Source organism: Alkaliphilus oremlandii OhILAs (genome assembly GCF_000018325.1).
Lineage (GTDB): Bacteria > Bacillota > Clostridia > Peptostreptococcales > Natronincolaceae > Alkaliphilus_B > Alkaliphilus_B oremlandii.
Genome location: NC_009922.1, coordinates 2,441,314 through 2,466,409, shown reverse-complemented (window position 1 = coordinate 2,466,409; position 25,096 = coordinate 2,441,314). Strand labels below are relative to the sequence as shown.

Sequence of the window (25,096 nt, the reverse complement as noted above, 5' to 3'; positions counted from 1 at the left end):
ATCCCTCCTAATTTGGAGGGATTTTCTATGTGTAAAGTGGGATACATATTGTTATGTTATAGAAAGGGTATAAATTTTTGTTAAAAACATCCGTTCTGTATATGATATAATTATAGTAATATAAAGCAATGAAAAGAGGTGCAAGGTCATGGCAATTCGATACGTATTTGGTAGGGCAGGTAGGGGTAAAAGCTACTTTGTCTTAGAGGAAATAAAGAAAAGATTAGAGGGAGAAGGGCATCACAAGCTCTTTCTCTTAGTACCAGAACAGTTTACCTTACAGGCAGAGCGGGATTTAATAGGAAAGCAAGCGTTAAAGGGGATTATGAGAGCCGAGGTATTGAGCTTTACCAGGCTTACGCATTACGTTTTTAATGAAGTTGGTGGGATTACTAAAATTCCAATTAATGAGATCGGTAAAAATATGATTTTAAGAAAGATTGCAGACGAATCCTCAAAGGATCTTTCCATATATAAATCCATAGCGAAGCAAGAAGGCTTTATCACAAAATTAAATGATTTGATCTGTGAGATGAAACAGCATGACATAACGCCAATAGAGCTTACAATGGAATTCAATGAAATGGAAGAGGATACCCTATTAAAACGAAAATTGAACGATATTATTCTTCTATATCAAAAGTTTAATAACTACTTAAGGGATCGATATGTGGATAATGAAGACAATGTAAACCTTCTTATTGAAAACATAGAGAAGGTCCAATTTTTAGAAGGGGCAGAGGTTTGGATTGATGGATTCCAAAGCTTTACACCCCAAATATTTAGAGTGATAGAAAAATTGGCAGAGAAGGTAAAAAATCTTACCATTACTTTCACGATGGAGTTGAAATCTAAGGAAAGTGATCAGGATTTATTCCATATCAATCGAAAAACCTATTTAAAAATAAAATCAATAGCACAGCGTCTGGGGCTAGAAGAGGAGATCATCGATTTAGATAGAAATGAAAGACCAGTTCTACCAAAGGTTCAGGAAATCTGCCATATCGAAAAGGAACTCTACGCCTATCCATATCAGCAGTATACAGGTGAAATCACGCATTTAGATGTGTTCTCAGGATCAAATCTTTATACTGAAATGGAAAATGTAGCCGCACAAATTATTCATTTAGTTCGGGACAAGGGATATCGCTGGAAAGATATTGCTCTTGTCTCTGCAGGATTAGAAGAGTACAGCATGATATTGAAGCGCGTATTTGAAGAGTATAGCATCCCTTATTTCATGGATGAGAAGCGGTCCATTATGAATAATCCCATAGTGGAGCTTATTTTATCCAGCATCGGGATTTTAGCAAGAGGATATCAATATGAAGATGTATTTCGATTTTTGAAAACTGGATTTGGCGATTTAAATAAGGATGAGGTAGAAGAATTGGAGAACTATGTACTTCAGTATGGCATTAAGGGAAAGGATTATGCAGTCCCTTTTACGAAAGGATTTACTAATAAGAAGCATGAAGAAATAGAGCAAGAAGAATCGGATGAAATCCATGAGGAAAAAATAAAATATAATGAATTTAGGGAGCGATTCATTGCGCCATTTTTAAAATTCGAAAAGAAGATCTATCGTAAAAAAAAGGTTGGTCATATTACAAAAGCCTTGTTTGAGTTTATGAAGGATTTAAATATAGAAGCAAAGCTGGATCAATGGATCGAAGAGCTGAGAGAGAAAAAATATTTTGAATATGTCAATGAAAACACGCAAATATGGAATAAGGTCATGGAAATATTGGACCAGCTGACAGAAATACTTGCAGAAGAAAGCACGACCTTAAAGGAATATGGCAGGATTTTAGAAGCAGGATTTTTAGCTTGTGAGGTCGGTGTGATACCTACCACCATTGATCAAGTATTAGTGGGAAGTATCGAACGATCCAAGAGTCACGATATCAAAGCCTTGTTTGTAATCGGTGTCAATGACGGAATTTTACCATCCAGCAGAGAAGACGGTGGCATCCTTTTAGACCATGAGCGGGAATCACTGGATAAAAAAGGACTCTCCATAGGAAATACGTTGGAAAATGCACTGTTAGAGGAGCAATTTACGATTTATTCTGCCTTATCGAAGCCTACAGAGTACTTATGGATCAGCTATGCCTTAGCAGATCAAGAGGGAAAAGCCCAAAGGCAGTCGATTCTAATCGACCGTATAAAAAAACTATTTAGAAACTTAAATATACAGAGTGATGTGGTGCCTACTTTAAATAGACAGCTTCATCTCATTACGACACCGATTAGTACATTTAAATATATGACGGAAAGCATCAGACAGAATATAGACGATAAACCCATGGAGGATATTTGGTGGGATGTATATCAATGGTATAGCAACGAAAGCCAATGGGACGAAAGACGAAACCTAATGGTGAAGGGCTTATTTCATGAAAATCAGATTTCCTATATCGGAGAGCAGAAGGCGAGAAGCTTGTACGAACATCCGATTAAATCCAGTGTCTCCAGACTAGAAAGATTTGCAAACTGTCCCTTCTCTCATTTCGTCACCTATGGACTGAGACCGAAAGAGAGAAAGGAATATCAGCTATCCAACCCAGATATCGGCAGACTATTCCACGATTCCATGGAGAATTTTACGAAGGAATTAGTGAATGAGCAAATCCAGTGGAAGGATTTAACCAGAGAACAAAGCGATTATTTTGTTGAAAAGGTAATTGATGAAATGGTGCCAGAGTTCGAGCACGGTATTATGCTCAGTACCCATCGATATCAATATCTAGTGACCAGGTTAAAGCGAATTAGCAAGAGAGCCATGTGGACTTTAACGGAGCATATAAAAAAAGGTCAGTTTGTTCCTATGGGTCATGAGATTATTTTTGGGTTGGAAGGAGATATTCCACCCATTGTAATTGAGCTTGAAAGTGGGGAGAAAATCTATTTAGAGGGTAGAATCGATCGGGTCGATATCTTAAATGATGAAGATGGAAATTACGTTAAAATAATTGATTATAAGTCTGGAAGTAAAGAATTTAGCCTATCCGATGTTTATTACGGCTTTCAGATACAGCTGCTGGTATATTTAGATGCCGTACTATCGAGCCAATCTCAAAAATATCAGGCTGAAGTCCATCCCGGAGGCATCTTCTATTTTAAAATAGATGATCCAATGGTTAAAACCACGGAAAAAGCTGTAAAGGAAGTAGAAAAAGAAATCAATAAAAGGTTAAAAATGAAAGGATTGGTTTTAAAGGATGTCAATATTATTAAAAAGATAGATGAAGATATTGGAAGATCTTCTAGTATTCTTCCCGCTAGTCTTACAAAAGAAGGTGAAATTTCTAAAACTTCGTCGGCGCTTCCTGAGGAAGATTTTAAGGCACTTCTAAAGCATGTAAGGGGATTGGTTAAGGAAATCGGGGAGGAAATGCTCAAGGGTAATGTAAAGATAGAGCCCTTTAAAAAAGGCGGCGATACATCTTGCAAGTATTGTGCATATATTTCCATATGCCAATTTGATCATAGCTTCCATGAGAACCAGTATAAAACCATTAAAGAATTAAAAAATGAGGAAGTTTTGGAGAAAATAAGAAAAGAAAATGAGAATATATAAAGAGCGTGAAGAAAGGTACACTATATAAGATCAATTTAATTTTAAAAAGTAAACCACTTTTTAAAAAAAATTTTAAAAAAATATTTTTTTAAAAAATCTACCTACTAGATGTTTATTTTACAATCATTTAGTAGGTAGTTTTATTTTGAGCACTTGAAACTCTAAGTTCTATCTAGAGTTGAGTGCGACATAAAGTTTGTGAGCCAGAGCGAACAAATTTTATTTTGTAATATTGGCATTAAAGAAGCTTTAAATAATTTCTAAGATCATTTTAATTAGAAGTTTCAGACGGTGTAAAATCTTTAAAGGTATAGATCTAACCAACGAAATCTTGAAGCCTATGAATAGCTTGAATATATGGCCATTCGTTTTCTATTGCACTATATTTATGATCGATTAGTATGCTCTTTGAAAGTACTTTTTTAATGTATGGTAAATCTATATGTTGCTCTCCGATCCATGCTTTTTCTTTCCGCTTCGTTATAATAACTGTGCCGATATTTAAAGTCATATCATCACTCCTCACAAGTTTGTTCAACAAGAAAATTTCTTGTCTTTATTGTAGTCTTTTGCCCATGATAAAGCAATGGATGCCTATTTAACATAGAGGCAGGATTTATTAACCAATAGGAAAGAGTGAATCCTGTAAAAATAGAATTTTTTTATAGATCTTCTTCTCTAGATATAAATTCTTCCCATTTTGCATAAAGGACCTCTAGGTCTTTGTTTAGATTCTCTTGCTTCAGCGTAAGATCATTCAATACAGTATAATCAGACTGATTGTTTTCCATTTCAGCTACAATTTCCTGTAGCTCTTCTTCCAACTTCCTTATATCCTCCTCAACCTTTTCGATAGATACTTTAGAGGGTTTCTTTTTGCTTGTTTCTTTCGTGTTTTTCAATTTACTTGTAGCGACAGATTTCTCTTGTGCCATATTTTTTTCCTGTATGAGTTTACTCTTTTCCTCTAAAAAGCTTTGATATCCAAATGGATAGAGACTAAGGCGACCATCCTCTATGACCATAATTTTACCAGCTATTTTTTCAACAAAGTAGCGGTCGTGGGATACGAAGAGCAGTGTTCCTTCGAAGGATAACAGAGCTTCCTCCAATTCTTCTCTGGAACTGATATCCAAATGATTGGTAGGCTCGTCAAGAATCAGAAAATTTACTTTTTCATATAGTAAAGAGCACAATTTAAGCTTTGATTTTTCTCCACCCGATAAGTTTCTTATTTTCTTATAAACCTTGTCTTGCGTAAAAAGCATTTTAGATAAAGCTTTTCTTGCAATTTCTTGGTTGATACCGTGCTCATAAGCGAAATATTCCACTAGGGTTTTCTCCTCATCAGTGAAGTGAATATGTTGTGGTAAATAGCCGATTTTAACTCCCGAACCTAGCTGAATCGTGCCATTATCAGGATCTATTTCTCCCATAATCATTTTAAGAAGGGTACTTTTCCCACTACCATTAGGACCCATTAAACACAAGCTATCTTGATAAAATATTGAAAAGCTTTCCCCTTTAAATAATGTCTTATTGTCGTAGGATTTTTCCAATCCTTCCACTAAAAGTACTCGCTTACCAGAACGATTTTCAACAGAGGAATCAATTTTTATTTTTTTCTGGTCCAGTACAGGTTTATCAAGGACTTCAATTTTTTCTAATCTTTTTTCTAATTCTTTGGCTCTCTTATACATGACCTCACTATCTCGCATAGCCCCCCAAACTCGGTAGCGATGGATTTGTTCCTTAATCCGATCCAATAACTTCTGCTGATTTTCATATTTCTTCAATTCTTCAAAAAATCGTTTTTCTTTTTCTTCAACATAGGCAGTATAGTTGCCGTCGTAACAGACCATTTCACTTGCCGTCAGTTCAAAAACCTTATTGACAACCCGATCTAGAAAATATCGATCATGAGAAATAATCAAAAGAGTTCCAGTATACTCCTTTAGGAAGCCTTCGAGCCATTCAATGGTGGATATATCCAGATGGTTCGATGGTTCGTCAAGAAGAAGAATATCTGGAGATTCTAAAAGTAATTTTCCCAATAGAACTCTCGTTTTTTCTCCACCACTTAAAGCATTAAAATCCATATTTTTCATGTTTTCAGAAATATTTAAGCCCTGACATATTCTATGGACCTTCGTTTCAAGCTGATAGCCATCTAAGGCTTCATACTCCTCCATATATCGACCATACTCTTTCATCACACTTTCAAGAGCAGGACCAGTTAAATGATTCAGTTGATGCTCCAGTTTAGTAAAACAATTTTTAATCTCAATAGCTCTTCTAAAGGCATGCATCAGCACATCATAGGTTTTAACGCCAGGAGATTCATTTGGAACCTGTTCTAGGTATCCTAATTTTGCATCTTTTCTAATACTAATGCTGCCAGAAGTATAGTCTTCAATATCCATTAATATTTTCATCAAGGTCGTTTTCCCACAGCCGTTTTGTCCAACGAGTCCAATTCGATCGCCTTTTTTTAGACTAAAGGAAATATTTTCAAAAATTTTATTTACACCGTATTCTTTGCTAATTCCATATACATTACATTCAATCATTGTCAGTCCCTCGCTTTATATATAGTAGATAGCTACAACGCGCCCTCCACTCCCTGATCCTGAACTGGAACTTCGCAGTCTCATTGCACAAATTCATTCTCCCTCTGGTGGATGAATTTGGCATTCGTTGCGTTTGACCTACCATCCATTCATTTCATGAATTGGGTTAGATCATAAAAAAACCCAAGGCCAATTAGCCTTGGGTTTCAGTACATCGTCCGTATAGAAAATTAGAATATAATTTTCACTCATCTTGACAGAATGTATCCCTAGTCACTAATAGGATCTTTGCAGCTTGAATCTTAAAAATGGACGCACCTCTCCCGTAAACCGGTAATTTTGCTGTCATCATAGATTCAAATGTAATCCATCTTAGTGAAGAATTCATTGGATTGAACACCATCTAAAGTCCTAAGGACTTCTGCCTTTCATAGATTTGATATCTATATTATATGAAAAACATATGGTATTGTCAACTAATGTAATTTTTAAGGCAGGGGTATAGAAGATCACCATAGTAATAAAACTGTAACAAAAAATAAGAAGGGATTTAAAGTAAATTATAGAAGTAAGTAAAAAAACTCATCAAAGAAAGATCAAACATGAAATAAAAGGGTGATATTATAAATTAAAACCATTCATGTAAAGGAGGTATGTCATATGAAGCGAAAAATAAAAAGGTTATTGATACTAGCACTATTACTTTCCCAAGGAATCTTCTCTTTTGCAGAGAGTAATAAGCCCTATGAAGGTATTGATGGGTGGGACAATGGTATGCGGAGAGTCTACAACTACGGTCAGGTCGGTGTCATAGATGAAGAAGGAGAATTTATAATTCCTTTTGTTTCAGGATTTGATCTGATGATTTCTGGAGAGTATATACTTTTGCTGAACCAGAATAGCGATATAAAAACTAAAATTCTAACGAAAGAAAACGAAGAAATTTATTCTTCTGATACACAGGTGGTATATTATTACGATGGAGAACATAGTATTTTGTCTAGATTTACGGGAACATATTCAGAAGACCCGGATAACCCCTATGAAATTTGGGAATTTGCCATAGGTGATAAAAATTTTAATCCCATCAGCGAATTTGAATATTCCTATATCCAAGTGAATAAAGAACATAATTTCTCCTACTTGTTTTCTGAAAAAGATGGCAAATATGGTGTTATAGATTGGAATGGTAATGTGATCCTTCCTACAGAATATGATTGGATTACATCTCTAGGCAGAGAATTTAATGAGACCGTGTGCGTGATACGCAAAGATAATAAATACGGTCTTTTCGATGGAAGAACAGGGAAAATCGTTGCAGATTGTAAGTACGATAACTTTAGTGGCTATGGCAGTGGACTCATAGCTATGCAGCATAATGGAAAATGGGGATATTTAAATGATAGAGGAGAAACTGTAATCCAGTTTCAATATGATAGAGCCCTTGAATTCCTAAGTGGGTATGCCCATGTCATAAAGAACGGCAAAAGTGGCTTAATTGACCCGAAGGGAAGCTATGTAATTCCCTGCGAATACGATTATATTTCTGGATTTGCTGGTGAAACCCTTACCTACGGAAACAGTACGTCATCCTACGAGTTGATTCATCCTTATGCAAGCAGAGATATTAATATCTATAAACATTTGGTTTGGTCAGATGAACGAGAAGGAATAAATTATTGGATTTATTCAGACCAAGAGCCATTTATAGAAAAGGGGAGAACTATGGTGCCGATTCGGGTAGCAGCAGAGTATAGCGGTTACAACGTGAAGTGGGTTGAAGATACGAAGGAAATTATATTATTCAATGAAGCTAAGGTTATTAAACTAACAATCGGAAGTAACATCGCAATTGTAAATAATTTTGATGACGGAATTTTAGCAAGTACTGTTGTGCTAGATGCACCAGCTAAAATTGTTGGTGGCAGAACCGTGGTTCCTTTAAGATTTCTTGCAGAACATGGCGGCAAAACTGTAATTTGGGAGAATGAGCAGAGGAATGTTATCATTTTAGATTAAATTTAAATGTAGATAAAAGTTAAGAACAAAAAAACATGAATATATTAATAAGAAACCTATATCGTAAAAGCACTTATGAAAGGAGAAAGATATGCGTAAAAACACAGATCAAATCAAACTAATCAAACTGAGAAGTATTGCAAATGAAATCGAATTAAGTATGATAAAAGCAATACTAGATGAAAACAACATACCGTATCTTATCAAGGATCATGGTCCAGGGGGACATATGAGGTTAATCGGTGGTGTGTCACTATTTGGCACTGATATTATGGTAGCGGAAGCCGATGTTGATAGAGCAAATAGCCTGCTGGAATCTATAATTGTGGATTAACTTAGAATAATAAAGTTTTTGATACAGGTGAAGATTACTTTGCCGATTTTTTTGAAATGGCTGAAAGCATTGCGAAAAATAAAAATGAATCTGGCGGTTTTTTAGCAATGATGAATGGAATTATGCAGGACGTATGTTTTTCAAAAAAATTGTTTAAAAATTTCATAAAATATAACAATAAGAGTTGCTTAAAATTCTAAATTTTTAAAGGGGTGCGCTATGTTGAATTCATCTTTTTATGGTTGGCTTAATATTAGTAGCCTATTACTTGGATTAATTTCTTGGTTATTTCCTATTATTAACATAATTAGATACAGGAGGGGGAATCAAAAGAATTGGATTACGCTATCTCTATTGAGTATGAGTGCTTGCATTATTTCCTTATGGTTTCAAATAATTTATAATCATTATTTGGTTGAGATTGAAGACTGGACTGCCCTTATGGATACAACAGCAGCTGTAGTTTTTGTATCAGCGGTGTTAATAATTATAACCGTTCTATTAAATATAATTAATCTATTTTTACATAAAAGTAGATTATCAAAATAAAGATTTAAGACACATTCTATAGATCGTGTGCGTTAGTACGCATTTATAAAGTAAGACTACTTGTATTTTATTAAGATGGGGGTTGGGACTTTGAAGAAAAAAATCATGCTCATATCCATAGCTTTTATTTTTGCTGTGGTGATCGGTGCAATAGTCATTTATAATAATATCTTTCCACTAGCTGAACCTATTAAATTGCCTACAGCAAGTGAAGTGTATGCCATAGAAATTAAAAAAGAAAACATTTCGGAGCAATATACCAGTGATAAAGAAATTGCAGAAATATTAGGTTGTTTGTCAAAAGCTAAGGCCACTAGGATTATTACTGCACACGAGAGACCTGTTGTAAGAGAATATTATACGGTTAACTTTTACTCAAAGGAAGAGTGGCAATATACGTCATTTGTTTACAAAGAAAACTTCAAATGGTACATAGAGCAGCCGTATTATGGGGTTTATGAAATAGAAAAGGAATTAGCTGATTTTCTACCTTATATTGAGAATTTAGTTGAAGATACAAAGGCTAATTTATTTGATTTAATACCAATGGTAAGAATTCAAGGGAAGTTATACTTAGACACTGGAAAAGAAAGCGATCTTAATCCAAGATGTGGGGTAATGGACGGAAAAATAACTTCAACGGTAGAACCCTTTGAAAAACCTACCCAAGAGAATCAATCTAATTTTGGTAGTGGATTTGAGTATCAATTTGTAAGCGACAACAGCATTGATATTTATATGAATGAAAAATGGATTCGATTTGAAAATAGAGATTAAAAAAAGTTCCGTATAGTATCTGTAATTCTATAAAATATATAATATTTATCATGACGATGGAAAAAATTTTATGATTAAAAAATCTCTTAAAGGTGCAATTGGCGTGAGTGTGGGAGTGGCAATTGGATGAAGTCTAAATTGCATTAAAAGGGGATGCATCCCATTATAGAGATGTAGAGAATGCAATATAATAAAAATATGAAACAGATGTCAGCTTTATAGAGCACAGGTGGTGGAAAAGATGGAGAGTTACGTAGAGACAATCAATTTAATGAGAGAAATACAAAGAAAGACTTTAAATCATAACCATACCAATGCGGAAGAAATCAGAGCGGACTATTTTAAAACTATCGATTTGGTTTGGAAGGAGTTAAAAGACTTAGGACAAGAAGATTTAACCCATCTGTACCAAGTCCATAGATTTTTAATTGAGGAAGTCTTTAATATCCACAGAAATGAAAGAAGTCAAATAAATGAAGATATTTTCAAAGAAAGTCTAAATATTAAACAGATTAAAGACCAGCTTGAGGATGGTAAACAAGGCCACCATATATATTCATTTAATGACGATTATTGTGAGTATTATGTCATAGGGGACATTCACTCTGATACCATCAGTATTCAAAGGATTCTAGAAAAGACGAGTTTCTTTAATAAAGTGATAAGCAAAGTAAAGATTAAACTGATATTCTTAGGCGATTATGTGGACAGGGGTAAAGCCCATCTTAAAACTTTGCAATGTGTTTTAACTTTAAAATATCTATTTCCGCAGAACATCTATCTTCAAAGAGGAAATCACGATGGTGGATTCTTTGAAGATGGCGCAGTAAAAATGTGGGTTAGAAAGCCCGATGCAGACAGTGAAGAAGACTGGTTCTTGTTATATCTATACAATCTATCAAACTCCAATAAAACGCTCCCTATAGATATTATTGATCAATATCTAAGTCTATTTAACAGCCTAGGAAATATTTCTTTTATCTGCCATAAAAATATTACATTAATGCTGACCCATGGAGGTATTCCAAGACCGATAAAAGGAGAAAAAGGCTTTTTTTCATATATCAATAGGATCTCAGACCTTACGAATGAAAGTATTTTGGATGATTTAAATGGTACCATCGTAAAAAATATGATGTGGAGTGATCCGTCGGTCGTAGAGGAAGATTTAAGAGAAGATAGTGTAAGATTCAGATTTACGGAGACTCATTTTGAAGAATTTAGAAAGTGTATCGGTTTCGATATTTTTGTTCGTGGACATCAGGCAGAGCCCAAAGGATATCATAAGGTTTTTAGGGATGGACTGATTACAATTTTCTCCAGTGGCAGTATTTTAGTTGATGATAAGAATATAAATAATGAAACAGCTTACAGTTATGTAGAGCCTAAGATGCTACACGTAAATAAAGATGGTGAAGTATTGATTTTAGATTTGAATTCTTAGTGGAAGTAAAGATCAGGGCTTAAATAGCCGATAACCCCTATAGAGAATACTATAAAAATCTTGATATAAAATAATATCATTTTGGGAGAGACAAGGGGAGGGGAGGTTTCTATGATGATTAATGGATTCAGGAGTAATCTAGAGCCAATCAATAAAAATTATATGCAAGGAATAGCAAACCAGAGAAAAGATTCTATTATAGAAGGTTTGCAAAAACAGATGCAAAACCTACAGGAACAGCTAACGAAGATTTCCGACAATGAAGAAATGACCATAGAACAAAAAATGGATCGAAAAAAAGAACTTAGAGAGCAGATCGAAGAGCTAAATAGGCAAATGATGCAACGTAATTTGGAAATACGTAAGGAAGAACAAGAAAAGAAAAATGAAAAAATCGAAGAAGCTGCAAAAAAATCAGATAAAAATGTAAAAAATGAAGATATTTTAGATAAGAATCTAATTTCATATTCAAGTTCATTCAATAAAATCAAAGATCATAAATTAATACAGACCAGATTAGAAGGAGAGAGCCGAGTCCTTAGGGGAGAAATTAAGATGGATGAAGATCGAGGGCTAGATGTATCGGAAAAGAAGAAAAAGTTATCGGAGCTTAATAGCAATATAGAGAAAGTTGCCAAGGACATTGGAAAAGAACTAGAAGGAATCAACACAAAGATCAAAGAAACTAATAAAGGCGAAAATGATAAAAAAGCTTTAGAAAAAGATGCAACTAGGGGTGATAAAAACATACCTAAAATTTATAAGCCGATATTGGGAGATCAGATTGAAGTAAAGGAGCAAAAAGAAGAGGATAAAAAAGTAGATATTACTTTATAAAAATCAAGATCTCTAAAATCCGAATAAGAATTTAGAGATTTTTTTATAACAAATCATCCTATTTTTTTGTTTTACATAAGAATATTTATAGAAAAGGTATCGAGTAGGAATATTATGTGGTATTGCTTTAACAGCTGTTGTATATAGCTTATACAACTTGATAAAAGGATTTATGTGTAAGTCCAAGATGTAGGATAAATAAAAAAATAAATACTTGAGTAGGTATTGTTAATAAAAATAGGGGGATTCAAATGAAAATAAACAAAAAATTCTTTATAGCACTATGTTTGCTATTTTCTTCAATATTGATTTCCTGTAATGCTAGAAGTCATGAGACATCTCAAAGCTTACCAAAAACCCTAGATGAAGTGAAAAAATATTATAAAGAACAGCTTGTTCACTATAATAAAATTGATCAGCATGGGATTTTTGTAGCATATCGAGATGATGTAGGAATGCGATACGATATTGTTGATTTAGAACAGCAAGAAATTTATAGATTGCCAATTATGGCAGGAGACTTAAAGCTGGAAAACGTATTGAATGAAAGTGAGATTATATTTTTAGCAGATGGAACCAACTACTTAAATTCCTATGAGAAGTTCCCTTATTTAGTTCGAATGATTAAGAGTCGTAATGGCTATCGTATTGTAGAAGAAGAAAAATGGAATAGCGTTGGGACAGACTTAAAGACCGTAGCCGGCAAAAAAGGAAGTATTTATGATATTGCAGTAAACTTTGATGGAATTCAAATTATGTTTGAGCCGACAGAGGGAGATGCCTCCAATTTTTATGCTGCTTATACCGATATTCCTGAAACCAGTATCTATTTTGATGAAAATAATCAGATGGTAATTGCCTTTGAAGATGCTTTAATATCAGATAAGATAGAACCAAGCCCATTAACTTCTATAAAAAATCATTACATTCAGTATATTCAATTTCAGCAGGAAAATAATAGAGCTAAGATGACAATTATTTTAAATGAGAATGCAGAGACGTATCGTGTATTAAAAAGAAACTTAGAGGAAAAGATCCCTATTTTCGAAATCAAGTTTAAGTAGTCTGATGAGACACATTGATATCGCTTCGCTCCTCTAACAATTGTAATCAAATTCCATTTGAAAGGAATACATCTCTTTGCTATAATAAGGCAAAAGATGATGAAAGTGAGCTTTAAAGAGAAAGGAAAGCCGATGAATACAACTACACTGGTTCAACAATTTACACCTCGCACCACTTTGCAAGAGGAAAGTAAGCATAAGATTTTGACGGAGTTAGAGCAGTATGGAGAGAAACTCTACTTTAGAGAATCTCTTCACGGGCATATGACGGCCTCTGCTATTATTTTAAATCCTCAATTGGATAAAATATTGATGGTTCATCATAATATATACAATAGCTATGGATGGACTGGTGGCCATGCAGATGGGGAAACTGATTTATACTCGGTGGCTTATAAAGAAGCGCAAGAGGAGACTGGCGTCGAAAAACTGTACCCTGTAAGCAGAAGCATTCTTTCAGCGGAAGCCCTACCTGTACAAGAACATATAAAAAAAGGAAAACAAGTTACTGCCCATGAACACTATAACCTAACCTTTGGCTTTATCTGCTCCGAAAAGGAAAAAATAAGAATAAAGCCCGATGAAAATAGTGGCGTAAAATGGATTGAAATTGATAAGCTATCCCAGTACTGTACGGAAGCCAATATGATTCCGATTTATGAGGACAATATTCGTTATATCCAGCATCTCATGGAAGAGAAAAAGAAGAATTATAAAAGACTACCGGAAAAATTGCTGAATTGGTATCAAAAGAATGCTCGAGATCTGCCATGGCGTAAAAATCAAGATCCCTACCGTGTTTGGCTGTCAGAGATTATGCTACAGCAGACGCGAGTAGACACGGTGATTGATTATTACAATCGATTTCTCCAAGCCTTTCCCACCATTGATGCATTGGCCTTAGCTGACGAAGAAAGGGTTTTAAAGCTATGGGAAGGTCTCGGCTACTATTCCAGAGCACGAAACCTGCATAAAACAGCAAAAATAATCGTGGCACAATATGAGGGTAATTTCCCAGAAACTCACGAAGAATTATTAAAACTGCCGGGGATCGGAAGCTATACGGCAGGAGCCATTGCATCTATTAGCTTCAACCTGCCTGTGGCTGCAGTGGATGGCAATGTATTACGGGTAGTTTCTAGAATTACGGAGGACTATCGCTGTATCGATGAAGAAAAAGTAAAGAAGGAAATGGGAAATCAGTTGGCTGAAGTGTACCCTGAAAACCAATGCGGCGACTTTACTCAAAGCCTTATGGAACTGGGCGCAACGATCTGTTTACCAAATGGAGCGCCTTTGTGCAATGAATGTCCAGCTATAGAGATATGCATGGCGAATAAAAACGATACGCAAATCTTTTTACCAGTGAGAAAAGAAAAAACAGCTCGTAAAACACGGGAATTAACTGTTTTTGTGTTTGTTTCACAAGGAAAAGTTGCGCTGCAAAAGCGGACCGAAAAAGGTGTTCTAGAGGGATTATGGGAATTGCCAAATCGGGATGGGATGTCAGAGGAAGATGCGGTTTCTTTATATCTCGAAGAACTGGGTACTTTGGAATATCGGATTGAAAAGCAGAAAAAGGCACACCATATTTTTACCCATATTCGATGGGACATGGTCTGCTATTATGTTCACTGTACCCATCCATTCGGTTCCTATATCTGGGCAGGTTCTGAGGAATTGGAGAAAGAATATTCCGTTCCAACAGCATTTAAAAAATTTTTGAGTTTTAAAGATCTTCATGATTTAAATACATTTGAAAAATAAATTTGTAAGCCATAACCCTAAAATTCAAATGAGATTTTAGGGTTATTTTTTACCGCTAAACATCAGTTCTATCTATGGTATAATAAAAGCAGTATAATCCATATTTTGTTCGGAAAAAATCAGATAAACATAGAACTTTAAAAAAGAGGTGTAGGAAATGAGACAATGGACGAAGGAACAACAAGCTGCCATCGATGCAAGGGGAAGTAACCTTTTAGTAGCCGCTGCCGCTGGCTCTGGTAAAACGGCTGTACTTGTAGAAAGAATTATTCAAATTATTTTAAAGGATCGAATCGATATCGATAGGCTTTTAATCGTAACCTTTACTAACGCAGCTGCGGGAGAAATGCGTGAAAGGATTGCAGGAGCCATTATGACAGAAATGGAAAAAAAGACTGGTGGGGAGGAGCATTTAAGAAGACAGCTCAGCCTATTGAATAGAGCCTCCATTACAACGGTTCACTCCTTCTGTATCGATGTAGTGAGAAGGCACTTCCATATGATCGATGTGGATCCTGGCTTTAGAATCGGTGATGTGACGGAAACCAGCATTATGAAATTGGAAGCCTTAGAAGAACTCTTTGAAGATGAGTATGAAAAAGGTAATGAAGAATTCTTTAATCTAGTAGAAGCTTTTGGCGGAACGAGAGAAGATCGACCCCTTCAAGATTTGGTTTTAAAAATCTACGGTTTTATTCAAAGTCAGCCCTATCCAGAAATATGGCTTAGGGAAAGAGTAGAAGATTTTGCTCTATCCATTGAAGCATTCAATCAAAGTCCATGGATTAGAACCATAAAAAAAAGAATGGGTATTTTATTAAAGGGAGCCATGGATCTTTTGGAGATCGCTCAAACTATTGCACTGGAGCCCGGTGGTCCCGATGTTTATGAGGAAGCCATACTTTCAGACTTAGATCAAATCAAGGAGCTTTACCATAGCCTAGAAAATCCAATTACAGATTTTTACGAACAACTCAATTGCATCAATTTCATTCGGCTAAAAACTTCTAAGGATAGTGATCCCATCTTAAAAGAAGAGTGTAAGGACCTGCGGGACAAGGCAAAGGATATTGTAAAGGATATTAGGGAAAATATTTTCAATGTCAGTCCAGAGGAATACGTTGAGGATTTAAATAGACTATATCCCTTGATGGATTATTTATATCGGTTGGTTATAGGATTTACAGAGCGCTATACAGAGAAAAAGACCGATAAGGGGATTGTAGATTTTAACGATTTAGAGCATTTTGCCCTTCGGATTTTAGCCAATGATTTAGCTGCTCAGGAGTATCGAGAAAAATTTGAATACATCTTTGTGGACGAGTATCAGGATAGCAATATTGTACAAGAAACCCTGATCCAATCCATTAAAAGAGAGGACAATCTGTTTATGGTTGGCGATGTGAAACAGAGTATTTACCGTTTCCGACTAGCAGACCCAACACTTTTCATAGAGAAATATGAAACCTTTGGAACGGAGGAAGGTCATATCAATCGACGAATTGATCTTGCTAAAAACTTCAGAAGTAGGGGCCAGGTTTTAAATGGTGTAAATTATATTTTCAAGCATATGATGTCCAAGGAGTTAGGTGAAATTGACTATGATGAAAGAGCGGCCCTATATCAAGGAACAGAATTTGAGCCTATACAAGATCCCTCCATTGAGATCAACCTCATAGAAAAAAACATGGAAATTGATGAGGAAATGGAAGAAGAACTGCAGGAATTAGCAGATATTGAAGTAGAAGCACGAATTGTGGCGAAAAGAATTAAGGCTTTATTGAATGAAGAGATCTATGATCCTAGAGTTGAAGGCTATCGGAAAATAGAATATAAAGATATTGTGGTGCTTTTAAGAACAACGCAGAATTGGGCACAAAGCTTTTTAGAGGTATTTGTACGGGAAGGAATTCCAGCCTACGCAGATGCGAACACCGGCTATTTTGAAGCCATAGAAGTCAATATGTTTCTGAATTTATTAAGGGTAATTGATAACAAAAGGCAGGATATCCCTTTACTCAGTGTGATGCGGTCTCCTATTGGAGATTTTACAACAGAGGAATTGATTCATATTCGAGTAAATGACAAAACGGGAACTTATTACGATGCCATAGAGAAATATGTGGAAGAAAAAACTGATGATTTAAAATATAAGCTGGTTTCTTTTATAGAAAAACTGAACCAATGGGCCAATGATGCACGTTATATTAAAATTGACCAGTTTATTTGGAAGCTTTTTATGGATACTGGTTATTACTATTATGTAGGGGCTATGCCTGGAGGGCTTCAGCGTCAGGCGAACCTCAGAGTTTTATTCGATCGTGCCAATCAATTTGAGAAAACATCCATTAAGGGATTATTTAATTTTATAAAGTTTATCGAAAAATTGCAGAGCAGCAAGGGCGATATGGGGGCAGCAAAAATTCTTGGTGAAAATGATAATGTCGTTCGGATTATGAGTATTCACAAAAGTAAGGGATTGGAATTCCCCGTAGTAATTACAGCAGGTATGGGGAAAAACTTTAACCTTCGGGATACCAGCGCAGATGTGCTACTCCATAAGGATTTGGGTTTAGGACCGAAGTTTACAGACCCGAATTTAAGAACCTATAGAGATACCATTGCAAAGCTGGCAATGAAGGATCAGATTAAAATAGAGAGCTTATCAGAAGAAATGAGGATTCTATACGTTGCCTTTACGAGGCCAAAGGACAAGCTGATTGTGGTTGGCTCTATTCGAAATATAGAGAAACAGGTCAAAAAATGGAGTAAAGCGGATAATGTGTATTCCTTGATGAATGCAAAAAATTATTTGGATTGGATCGGTACTGCTCTTGTAAAACATCCAGATGGCCAAGCTTTAAGGGAACTAGGAGGCTTAGGGTTTGATGCTGCTTCCGATGGCATGGAGGACTCAGAATGGACCATCAATATCTTAGGTAGACAGGTTATCGTACTGGAGGAGCAGGATAAAGTCTTAAAAGAAGAAGACTATCGAGAGAAATTGCTCTATTTCAATAGGGAGGATTTTTCATCTGGTGGCTATACAGAATATAAAGAGGAAATCGAAAACAGATTGAATTGGAAGTATGATCATCCTCATAGTGTCCAAATCCCCTCAAAACTTTCTGTGTCTGATATAAAAAAAGCACATATCAATGAAATCGATGTCATCGCTCATCAGATTCCTATTTTAGTAAAGTCGCCAAAGTTTATGGAAGGGAAAACAACCTTTACAGCAGCAGAGCGGGGAACGGTCATTCACTTTGTTCTACAGCATTTAGATTTAAACAAAGTGGGTAGCGAAGAGGACATCAGAGAACAAATCCATTGGATGGTAGCCAGAGAGTTGATTACAGAAGAGGAATCAAAGGTAGTTGATACGAAGAAAATCTTAAATTATTTTTATAGCCCAATCGGAGAAAGGATGCGAAAGGCAAAAAAAGTATATCGGGAATCTCCTTTCATTATTGAAAAATCTGCTGGTGAAGTCATTGAAGGATTATCCGATGACATAGAGGATAAGCTCCTGGTACAGGGAATCATAGACTGTTATTTTGAGGAGAAGGACGGACTCATCTTAATAGACTATAAAAATGATATCGTATTGAATGGGAATATTGCTGCTGTTGTGGCAAGGTATGAGTTGCAGCTATCTCTTTATAGGGAGGCACTGGAACGTATTACAGGAAGAGAAGTAAAGGAAACCTATTTATATTTATTTGATGTGGATCAAGGAGTGAGGCTATGAAGATATTACACACATCAGACTGGCACTTGGGGAAAAGCCTAGAGGGGCATAGTCGATTGGAGGAGCAAGAACGCTTTCTAGAAGAATTAAATCAGATTGTGGAAGAAAAGGAAGTGGATTTAATATTGATTGCTGGCGATATTTACGATACCAGCAATCCTCCTGCTCAGGCAGAAAGACTTTTTTATAACAGTGTAAAAAAACTTTCCCAAAATGGGGAGAGACCCATCATTATAGTGGCTGGAAACCATGATAATCCAGAACGATTGGCGGCAGCTAGTCCTTTGGCTTACGACCATGGGGTTCTCATATTGGGAAAGCCGAAGAGTCGTGCTGAAATAGGGAAATATGGCTTCTTTGAAATCGTAGATTCTGGGGATGGATTTCTAGAGTTGGATATCAAGGGAGAAAGAGCAGTGATACTGACGCTACCCTATCCTAGTGAACAAAGATTAAATGAAATTGTTTCACATGAAATAGAAGATGAAGCTAGAAGAAAATCTTATTCTGAGCGAATCGGCGAAATCTTTGCTGAAGTATCGCAGCGATATAGAGAGGATACCATAAACCTAGCCATCTCTCATCTATTTGTTATGGGGGGAGAGGAAGTGGGATCGGAAAGACCCATTCAGCTGGGCGGCTCATTGACTGTAGATGCCAATCATCTGCCACAAAATGCTCACTATGTGGCCTTAGGCCATTTACATAAGCCCCAAAAAGTAGTGGGCAGTGGCAATCTGAAGGCTTATTATTCCGGATCTCCGATTGAATATAGTAAAAAAGAAATCCATTATAGCAAATGCGTTTATTTGGTAGAAGCTAATGTGGGACAAGAAACGAAGGTAGAGGAAATCTATTTAAAAAACTATAAGCCCATAGAGGTTTGGAAGTGCAAGAGCATAGAAGAAGCATTAATAAGATGCCAAGAGGATGGACAGCGAGACATCTGGGTGTATTTGGAGATAGAAACGGACCGAGTGATGACCCAATCGGAAATTAAGGAAATGAAAAGATCACGCCCTCATATTGTAGAGATTAAGCCGATTTTTAAGGAGATGGAGAGAGAAGAAGAGGAAATTGAGGATATTTCCACCATGCGGATTGAGGACTTATTTAAGGACTATTACATTCATCGAAATGGCGTTCATCCTACGGAGGCACTGATGGACTTATTTAGCGAGATTTTGCAGGAAGATGGTGAAAAAAGTGAGGCCTAGCCTATTAAAGATCAAGGGAATCAATAGCTTTCATAATGAACAAATCATCAATTTTAATCGATTGGTAGAGAAGGGGCTCTTCGGTATTTTTGGACCTACGGGCAGTGGAAAATCCTCCATATTAGATGCCATTACCCTAGCGCTCTATGGCAATATTGCAAGAGATTCGAAAGAGTTTATCAATACAGAAGCCGATCGAGGAGAGGTCTCCTTCGAGTTTGAGATCTTGGATGGAAGCCTACGAAAAACCTACAGACTGGAGCGTGGTATTAAGCGTAAAAAAAATGGTGGCATAGAAACGACTGTAGCTCGAATCATAGAAATCAATGGAGAAGAAGTAACTGTACTGGCAGATAGTGTTACCAGTGTGAATAATGAAGTTATCCGAGTGATTGGACTAAATGCAGAGGACTTTACACGTTCCGTAGTTCTGCCCCAAGGAAAGTTCAGCGAATTTTTAAAGCTAACAGGCAGAGAAAGACGGAATATGCTGGAAAGAATCTTTGGTTTAGAGCAGTATGGCAAAAATATCGTAGAAAAAATTAATGCAGAGCGAAAGAAATATGATGCAAAACGAATGGACTTAGAAGGACAGTTGAAGAGCTATGAAGGAGTGAACGAGAGCTACTACAAAGAAGTATCGGAGAAACTACATTTATTATTGGTGGAAGAGAAGGCTCTGAAGAAAGAAATAGAAGACTTAGACAAGGAGTACCAGCAAAGTAAAAAAATCTGGGAATTACAAGGAGAAATGGCATCCTACAAAGGGATGGAAGTTTTATTGAGAGAAAAAAGAACAGAAATAGAGGAGAAAAGAAAAACCTTCATTTTAGGAGAAAAGGCCAATCAATTAAAGGCTTATGTGCAAAACCTAAAATCTTTAGAGGAGAGAATCAACCAGAACCAATTGGCCTTAGACGCTTTGGAAAAGGAGCTGCCGAAGATCAGTAAGTTATTGAAAGAGTTAGAAGACCGATATCAAAATGCTTTAATATGTAAGGAGGAAAAGTTTCCGAAATTTATAGCAAAAATAGAAAACTGCAAACAAGCGGAGAAAATAGAGCAGCAGAACTTGATTTTAGCAAAAGAAATCGAAGGGCTTGAAAAAATTTACCACTATCATTGCAATTTGAGCAAAGAAAAATCCCAGGAATTGGAGAAATCAAAAAATAAGGTGGCTCAGCTTCAAAGGGAAGTCGTGGTCATAGAAAAAACTTTAGAGGAAATATACTTGGAACCATCTCATCGAGAAGCTTTAGAGGAAGGATATACCTTAAATAAGGATCGAAACCGACTAAAAGTAGAAAAAAATGAAGCAGAGAAGATTCTGCGGGACTTAGATAAGGTCATAGAGGAAAATAAGGTTCAGCTAAAGGATGAATTAGAGGCGAGGCAACAGTTAGAATCTGTATTGAAATCCTTTTTTGAAGAGAAAACTTCCTTGGAAAATAGCCCGTTGAAAGAAGAGGGTACGATATTTGCGAAGAAAACAGAGCTGGACCAAAAGAAAAATCAATGGAAAGCCTTAGAACAAAATCTATCTCAAAAAATAGATCTGAACAAAGCCATCCAGCAATTAGTAAAAACGAGAGAATCTCTACAAGAGCAGCAGGAAAAATACATAGTTGATATCCAGCAGGCTGAAAGCCAGTTAGAAGGGTTAAAGGAAGAAAGCAGAAATATAGAGATTGAATATCTTGCACTAAAGCTATCTGAACATCTGCATCATGGAGAAGCCTGCCCCGTATGTGGCTCTAAGGATCATCCAAATCCTGCTGTGGGTGGAGAAGTGGCCTCAACAGCGGATTATCACCATCGTATTCAAGAAATGACGACAGTGACGTCTACATTGAAAGAGAAGAAGGTGGATCTGGATATTCGCATCGCTGAAATATTAAAGGAAGAGGAATTAAAGAGATCCGACTTAGCTATACTAGAAAATCTTATGAAGGATGTAAACTTGGAAGTGCTTTTAGAAGAGATTCGTAAGCTAGAGGTAGAAATACCAGCTTTAATGAAAGAGCGGGAAGCTTATCTCCAAGGAAAGAATAAACTAGAGGAAGGGATAGAGCGGTATAAGGAGAAAATCAGCCTTGCGAACACTAGGATTACGGAGTTGAGCACCAAGATAGAAAAAGATGGTGAAAATCAAGATACGATCCGCCTAAAACTGGATGAGCGATCTCAGAGGATAAAGTATTTATCTGCAATCATTGAAAAAATAAACAAAGACCTTAAAATTGAAGATATTGCTGTCGAATATGAGCGGATCAAAGAAATGGATAAAGAAAGGTCGAAAAAGGAAAAAGAATTAAAAGATTTAAGAAAAGCTGTAGAAATGGAAAATCGACAAAAAGAGACTTTACAAAATGAAGTGAATGCTTTGAACTTAGAAAAGGTAAAAAATCAACAGCAGCTAGATGGAAACAAGGAAAAACTATCTTTAGCCAGAGAAGAGATCAAAATGTTAACCGATGGAAACAATCCTACAGCCTATAAAACTGCTTTACAAAATGAAATGCAGAAGGTAGAGGCAGAAGAGAAGGAGCTAAAGGGAAGAGTTGAAAAAGGTAGAGGGATTCAGCAGAGTAAGCTGGAGGAAAAAGCCATTGCAGAAAACAACAAAGTTAATCTAGTGCAAGAATATGCTTTGAAAGTCCAAGAGTTAGAAAAACTCTCCAAGGAGAAAGGATTTAGCTCCATAGAGGAAATCCAAGGGTATTTGTTTGAGGATCAGAAACTCGACATCTTAGAAGATGAAATAACTGCCTACGATGACGAAGTAAAAAAAGTGAATCAGAATCTAGAGCGGATTCAGAAAGCTTTAGATGGAAGAGCTATAACTGTAGACCAATGGGAGACCCTAGAAAAGTCCCTGACCACTAAAAAGAATATCCAGGAGGAGAAGGCTAAGGAAATTGGCGAAGTGCAGCAAACCCTTAAGGATACAAACGTGAAGCTAGAAGCTATGAAACAACTGAAAAAAGAAGAGAACAAGATAACCCATCAGTTGGATTTACTTTCAGAGCTTAGTAAAATGTTGGAGGGAAATCGTTTTGTGGAGTATGTGGCCATCAACCAGCTAAAATATATCGCAAGGGAGGCCTCTAAATGGCTAAAGGATATTACAAGGGGACGGTATGCCTTAGAGCTGGACAGTAGCGGCAACTTTATTATGCGGGATGATTTTAATGGTGGGATTCGAAGGGCAACCAACACCCTTTCAGGAGGAGAAACATTCTTAACCTCCCTGTCTCTTGCGCTGGCATTATCCTCCCATATTCAATTGAAGGGAAGTGCACCGCTGGAATTCTTCTTTTTAGATGAAGGCTTCGGTACATTGGATAGCGATCTTCTTGAAATTGTAATGACTGCTTTAGAAAGACTGCATTCAGAAAAATTAAGTGTTGGTATTATCAGTCATGTGGAGGAACTTAAAAATAGAGTACCCATTAAGCTGATGGTATTCCCTCCAGAATTTGGTGGTGAAGGAACTCGTGTGAAAATTATATAGACGAACAAGTTCTATAAAGTAATACTACGCTTTCAATGAATTATTTCTAAGTATGGTAGTATTTTAAAGGAGAAAACCATGGATAAAAGAAACTGAGCATTTCTTCGATCCATGGTTTTTATTTTTTAAAATGGATACATATATCTTTGTGACAATCGTTATCTTTTCCTTCGTAGATAAAAGTAGAAAGGCAGTCCCAATAGAGCGATTCCAATTCCGATTAGAGAATTTATAGGAGAACTGATCAATGTACTGTAAAGGATGTAAGAACCTCCTAAGATACCGATTAAAGGAACAATGGGATATAGGGGGACTCTATAGGCAGGTCTTCTTATGTCTCTTCTTCTTCTTAATATAAAGATGCCAGCTACAGTCATTACGAAGAAGATCCATAGTATAAACACTGTTAAATCTGTAAGTGTGTTGAAGGAACCTGAAAGTATATAAAGTATGGCTAAAATTGATATGGCCATTAATGAATTTGCTGGTGTATTAAGTCTAGGGTGAATTTGTTTTAAAAAGTTAGAGAAAGGTAGCTGTCCTTTTGCACCCATGGCCAAAGGAACTCTTGCTCCCGTTAGTATATAACCATTTAATGCACCAAATACAGAAACCAGTACGCCCGTTGTTATAAATACAGCACCACTTTGACCAAATAGTATGGTAGCTGCATCGGATGCTGGTTTAGCAGAATTAATGATTTCATTCATTGGCATAATCTTTAATAAGGCTAGGTTAAATATTACATAAACACCAATTACAGAGGATACACCTAAGATAATCGCTTTCGGAAGCTCCTTGCTTGGATTTTTTAGCTCGCCTGCAATGGTGGTTACACCTGCCCAGCCATCATATGCCCACAATGTGCCAAGTAGAGCTGCACCGAATCCTAAGCTAGGTGCCGTAGTATTGCTGATAAAGCTAAAATCATTAGCGGTTCCTTTAATTAGACCAAAAACTATGATTACAATCAAGGGAATCAGCTTGCCAATCGTTGATATCAGCTGAATCATTCCACCGAACTTTGTAGCGATCATATTCATAATAGCGACAAATAGTAGGATAAAAATTGCAAGTAATTTTTGTTGAACCTCAGTCAATGGTATAAAAAACGTTGCAAAGGTGGAAAAAGCAATGGCTAATGCTGCAACGGATGCAGGATAGGCGATGATACTTTGTACCCAACCTAATAAAAAGGCCCAAGTGTCTCCATATAGAACCTTTAGATACGTATAGATACCGCCTGTTTGTGGAATTGCAGAGGATATCTCAGCTATGGTCAAAGCAGAGGTTAGGGTAATAATGCCGCCCACGAACCAAGCGAGGATGCCCATATATGGGGAACCAGCATTTTGAAAAACAACCCCTGTTTTCAAAAATATACCGGAACCTATGATAACTCCTACAACGATAGATATTGCCTGTGGAAATGTAATTGCTTTCTTCAAGTTTTGCTGTGACAAATTATTTTCCTCCTTGTTTGAAAGTTTTTCATGGGTATGAAAAATCATAGTATGATTGCAAAATTTCGGCACAAGTTAAAAGTATAACATGGGATATTTTATTAATCAATTGATAGATAAAGAACTTTTTGTAAAATGAAATTTTATTAACAATTTATCTTTAAAATTTACAAAAACTCTATTTTTTATGTAAATTAACTAGTACAA

General features: G+C 36.2%; 15 protein-coding genes. 11 read left to right on the top strand and 4 right to left on the bottom strand.

Annotated elements, in window-relative coordinates:
* Window positions 1-148: 148 nt before the first annotated feature.
* Complete coding sequence (addB, locus tag CLOS_RS11970) at window positions 149-3,583, top strand: helicase-exonuclease AddAB subunit AddB (protein ID WP_012160140.1); 3,435 nt, start codon at window positions 149-151, stop codon at window positions 3,581-3,583.
* Between the two features lie 316 nt (window positions 3,584-3,899).
* Here the strand turns inward: addB and CLOS_RS11965 are convergent, their stop codons facing one another.
* The 3 genes from CLOS_RS11965 to CLOS_RS16105 form a co-directional block, all read right to left on the bottom strand.
* Window positions 3,900-4,094, bottom strand: a complete 195-nt coding sequence (locus CLOS_RS11965; protein ID WP_041719335.1) for a hypothetical protein — start codon at window positions 4,092-4,094, stop codon at window positions 3,900-3,902.
* Window positions 4,095-4,245: 151 nt separating this feature from the next.
* A complete protein-coding gene (abc-f, locus tag CLOS_RS11960) occupies window positions 4,246-6,153 on the bottom strand; it encodes a ribosomal protection-like ABC-F family protein (protein ID WP_012160139.1) in 1,908 nt (635 codons plus the stop codon).
* A 244-nt stretch (window positions 6,154-6,397) separates the two neighbouring features.
* The gene (locus tag CLOS_RS16105) at window positions 6,398-6,541 is read right to left on the bottom strand and encodes a hypothetical protein (protein ID WP_198006290.1); all 144 of its coding nucleotides are present in this window, start codon (window positions 6,539-6,541) and stop codon (window positions 6,398-6,400) included.
* Window positions 6,542-6,813: 272 nt separating this feature from the next.
* Here CLOS_RS16105 and CLOS_RS11955 point away from each other — a divergent pair, with 272 nt between their 5' ends.
* From CLOS_RS11955 to CLOS_RS11905, 10 genes are all read left to right on the top strand, one after another.
* Window positions 6,814-8,172, top strand: coding sequence for a stalk domain-containing protein (locus CLOS_RS11955; RefSeq protein WP_012160138.1), 1,359 nt, complete (start codon window positions 6,814-6,816; stop codon window positions 8,170-8,172).
* A 91-nt stretch (window positions 8,173-8,263) separates the two neighbouring features.
* Window positions 8,264-8,506: a putative signal transducing protein gene (locus tag CLOS_RS11950; RefSeq protein ID WP_012160137.1), complete on the top strand. Its 243-nt coding sequence runs from the start codon at window positions 8,264-8,266 to the stop codon at window positions 8,504-8,506.
* A 639-nt stretch (window positions 8,507-9,145) separates the two neighbouring features.
* A complete protein-coding gene (locus CLOS_RS15340; protein ID WP_012160135.1) occupies window positions 9,146-9,832 on the top strand; it encodes a DUF5301 domain-containing protein in 687 nt (228 codons plus the stop codon).
* A gap of 241 nt (window positions 9,833-10,073) precedes the next feature.
* Window positions 10,074-11,276, top strand: coding sequence for a metallophosphoesterase family protein (locus CLOS_RS11935; protein ID WP_012160134.1), 1,203 nt, complete (start codon window positions 10,074-10,076; stop codon window positions 11,274-11,276).
* Window positions 11,277-11,390: 114 nt separating this feature from the next.
* Entirely contained in the window at window positions 11,391-12,113 is a 723-nt protein-coding gene (locus CLOS_RS11930; protein ID WP_041719333.1) for a FlxA-like family protein, read from the top strand.
* Window positions 12,114-12,364: 251 nt separating this feature from the next.
* Window positions 12,365-13,177, top strand: a complete 813-nt coding sequence (locus tag CLOS_RS11925) for a hypothetical protein (RefSeq protein WP_012160132.1) — start codon at window positions 12,365-12,367, stop codon at window positions 13,175-13,177.
* 96 nt (window positions 13,178-13,273) lie between these two features.
* Complete coding sequence (gene mutY / locus CLOS_RS15690; RefSeq protein WP_083757169.1) at window positions 13,274-14,944, top strand: A/G-specific adenine glycosylase; 1,671 nt, start codon at window positions 13,274-13,276, stop codon at window positions 14,942-14,944.
* Between the two features lie 157 nt (window positions 14,945-15,101).
* Window positions 15,102-18,695: a helicase-exonuclease AddAB subunit AddA gene (gene addA / locus CLOS_RS11915; RefSeq protein WP_012160130.1), complete on the top strand. Its 3,594-nt coding sequence runs from the start codon at window positions 15,102-15,104 to the stop codon at window positions 18,693-18,695.
* Complete coding sequence (locus CLOS_RS11910; protein WP_012160129.1) at window positions 18,692-19,912, top strand: metallophosphoesterase family protein; 1,221 nt, start codon at window positions 18,692-18,694, stop codon at window positions 19,910-19,912. The genes addA and CLOS_RS11910 overlap by 4 nt, the downstream gene beginning before the upstream one ends.
* Window positions 19,902-23,426, top strand: a complete 3,525-nt coding sequence (locus tag CLOS_RS11905) for an AAA family ATPase (RefSeq protein WP_012160128.1) — start codon at window positions 19,902-19,904, stop codon at window positions 23,424-23,426. Before CLOS_RS11910 ends, CLOS_RS11905 begins: the two co-directional genes overlap by 11 nt.
* 158 nt (window positions 23,427-23,584) lie before the next feature.
* On the opposite strand, the gene CLOS_RS11900 is transcribed toward CLOS_RS11905, so the two are convergent.
* Window positions 23,585-24,889: an APC family permease gene (locus CLOS_RS11900; protein WP_242649574.1), complete on the bottom strand. Its 1,305-nt coding sequence runs from the start codon at window positions 24,887-24,889 to the stop codon at window positions 23,585-23,587.
* Between the last annotated feature and the right edge of the window lie 207 nt (window positions 24,890-25,096).

Coding starts and splice junctions, on each gene's coding strand:
- CLOS_RS11965 (WP_041719335.1), bottom strand. CDS start 4,094: ATGACTTTAAATATCGGCACAGTTATTATAACGAAGCGGAAAGAAAAA.
- addB (WP_012160140.1), top strand. CDS start 149: ATGGCAATTCGATACGTATTTGGTAGGGCAGGTAGGGGTAAAAGCTAC.
- CLOS_RS11925 (WP_012160132.1), top strand. CDS start 12,365: ATGAAAATAAACAAAAAATTCTTTATAGCACTATGTTTGCTATTTTCT.
- addA (WP_012160130.1), top strand. CDS start 15,102: ATGAGACAATGGACGAAGGAACAACAAGCTGCCATCGATGCAAGGGGA.
- CLOS_RS11935 (WP_012160134.1), top strand. CDS start 10,074: ATGGAGAGTTACGTAGAGACAATCAATTTAATGAGAGAAATACAAAGA.
- CLOS_RS11910 (WP_012160129.1), top strand. CDS start 18,692: ATGAAGATATTACACACATCAGACTGGCACTTGGGGAAAAGCCTAGAG.
- CLOS_RS11930 (WP_041719333.1), top strand. CDS start 11,391: ATGATTAATGGATTCAGGAGTAATCTAGAGCCAATCAATAAAAATTAT.
- mutY (WP_083757169.1), top strand. CDS start 13,274: ATGATGAAAGTGAGCTTTAAAGAGAAAGGAAAGCCGATGAATACAACT.
- abc-f (WP_012160139.1), bottom strand. CDS start 6,153: ATGATTGAATGTAATGTATATGGAATTAGCAAAGAATACGGTGTAAAT.
- CLOS_RS11950 (WP_012160137.1), top strand. CDS start 8,264: ATGCGTAAAAACACAGATCAAATCAAACTAATCAAACTGAGAAGTATT.
- CLOS_RS11955 (WP_012160138.1), top strand. CDS start 6,814: ATGAAGCGAAAAATAAAAAGGTTATTGATACTAGCACTATTACTTTCC.
- CLOS_RS16105 (WP_198006290.1), bottom strand. CDS start 6,541: ATGAATTCTTCACTAAGATGGATTACATTTGAATCTATGATGACAGCA.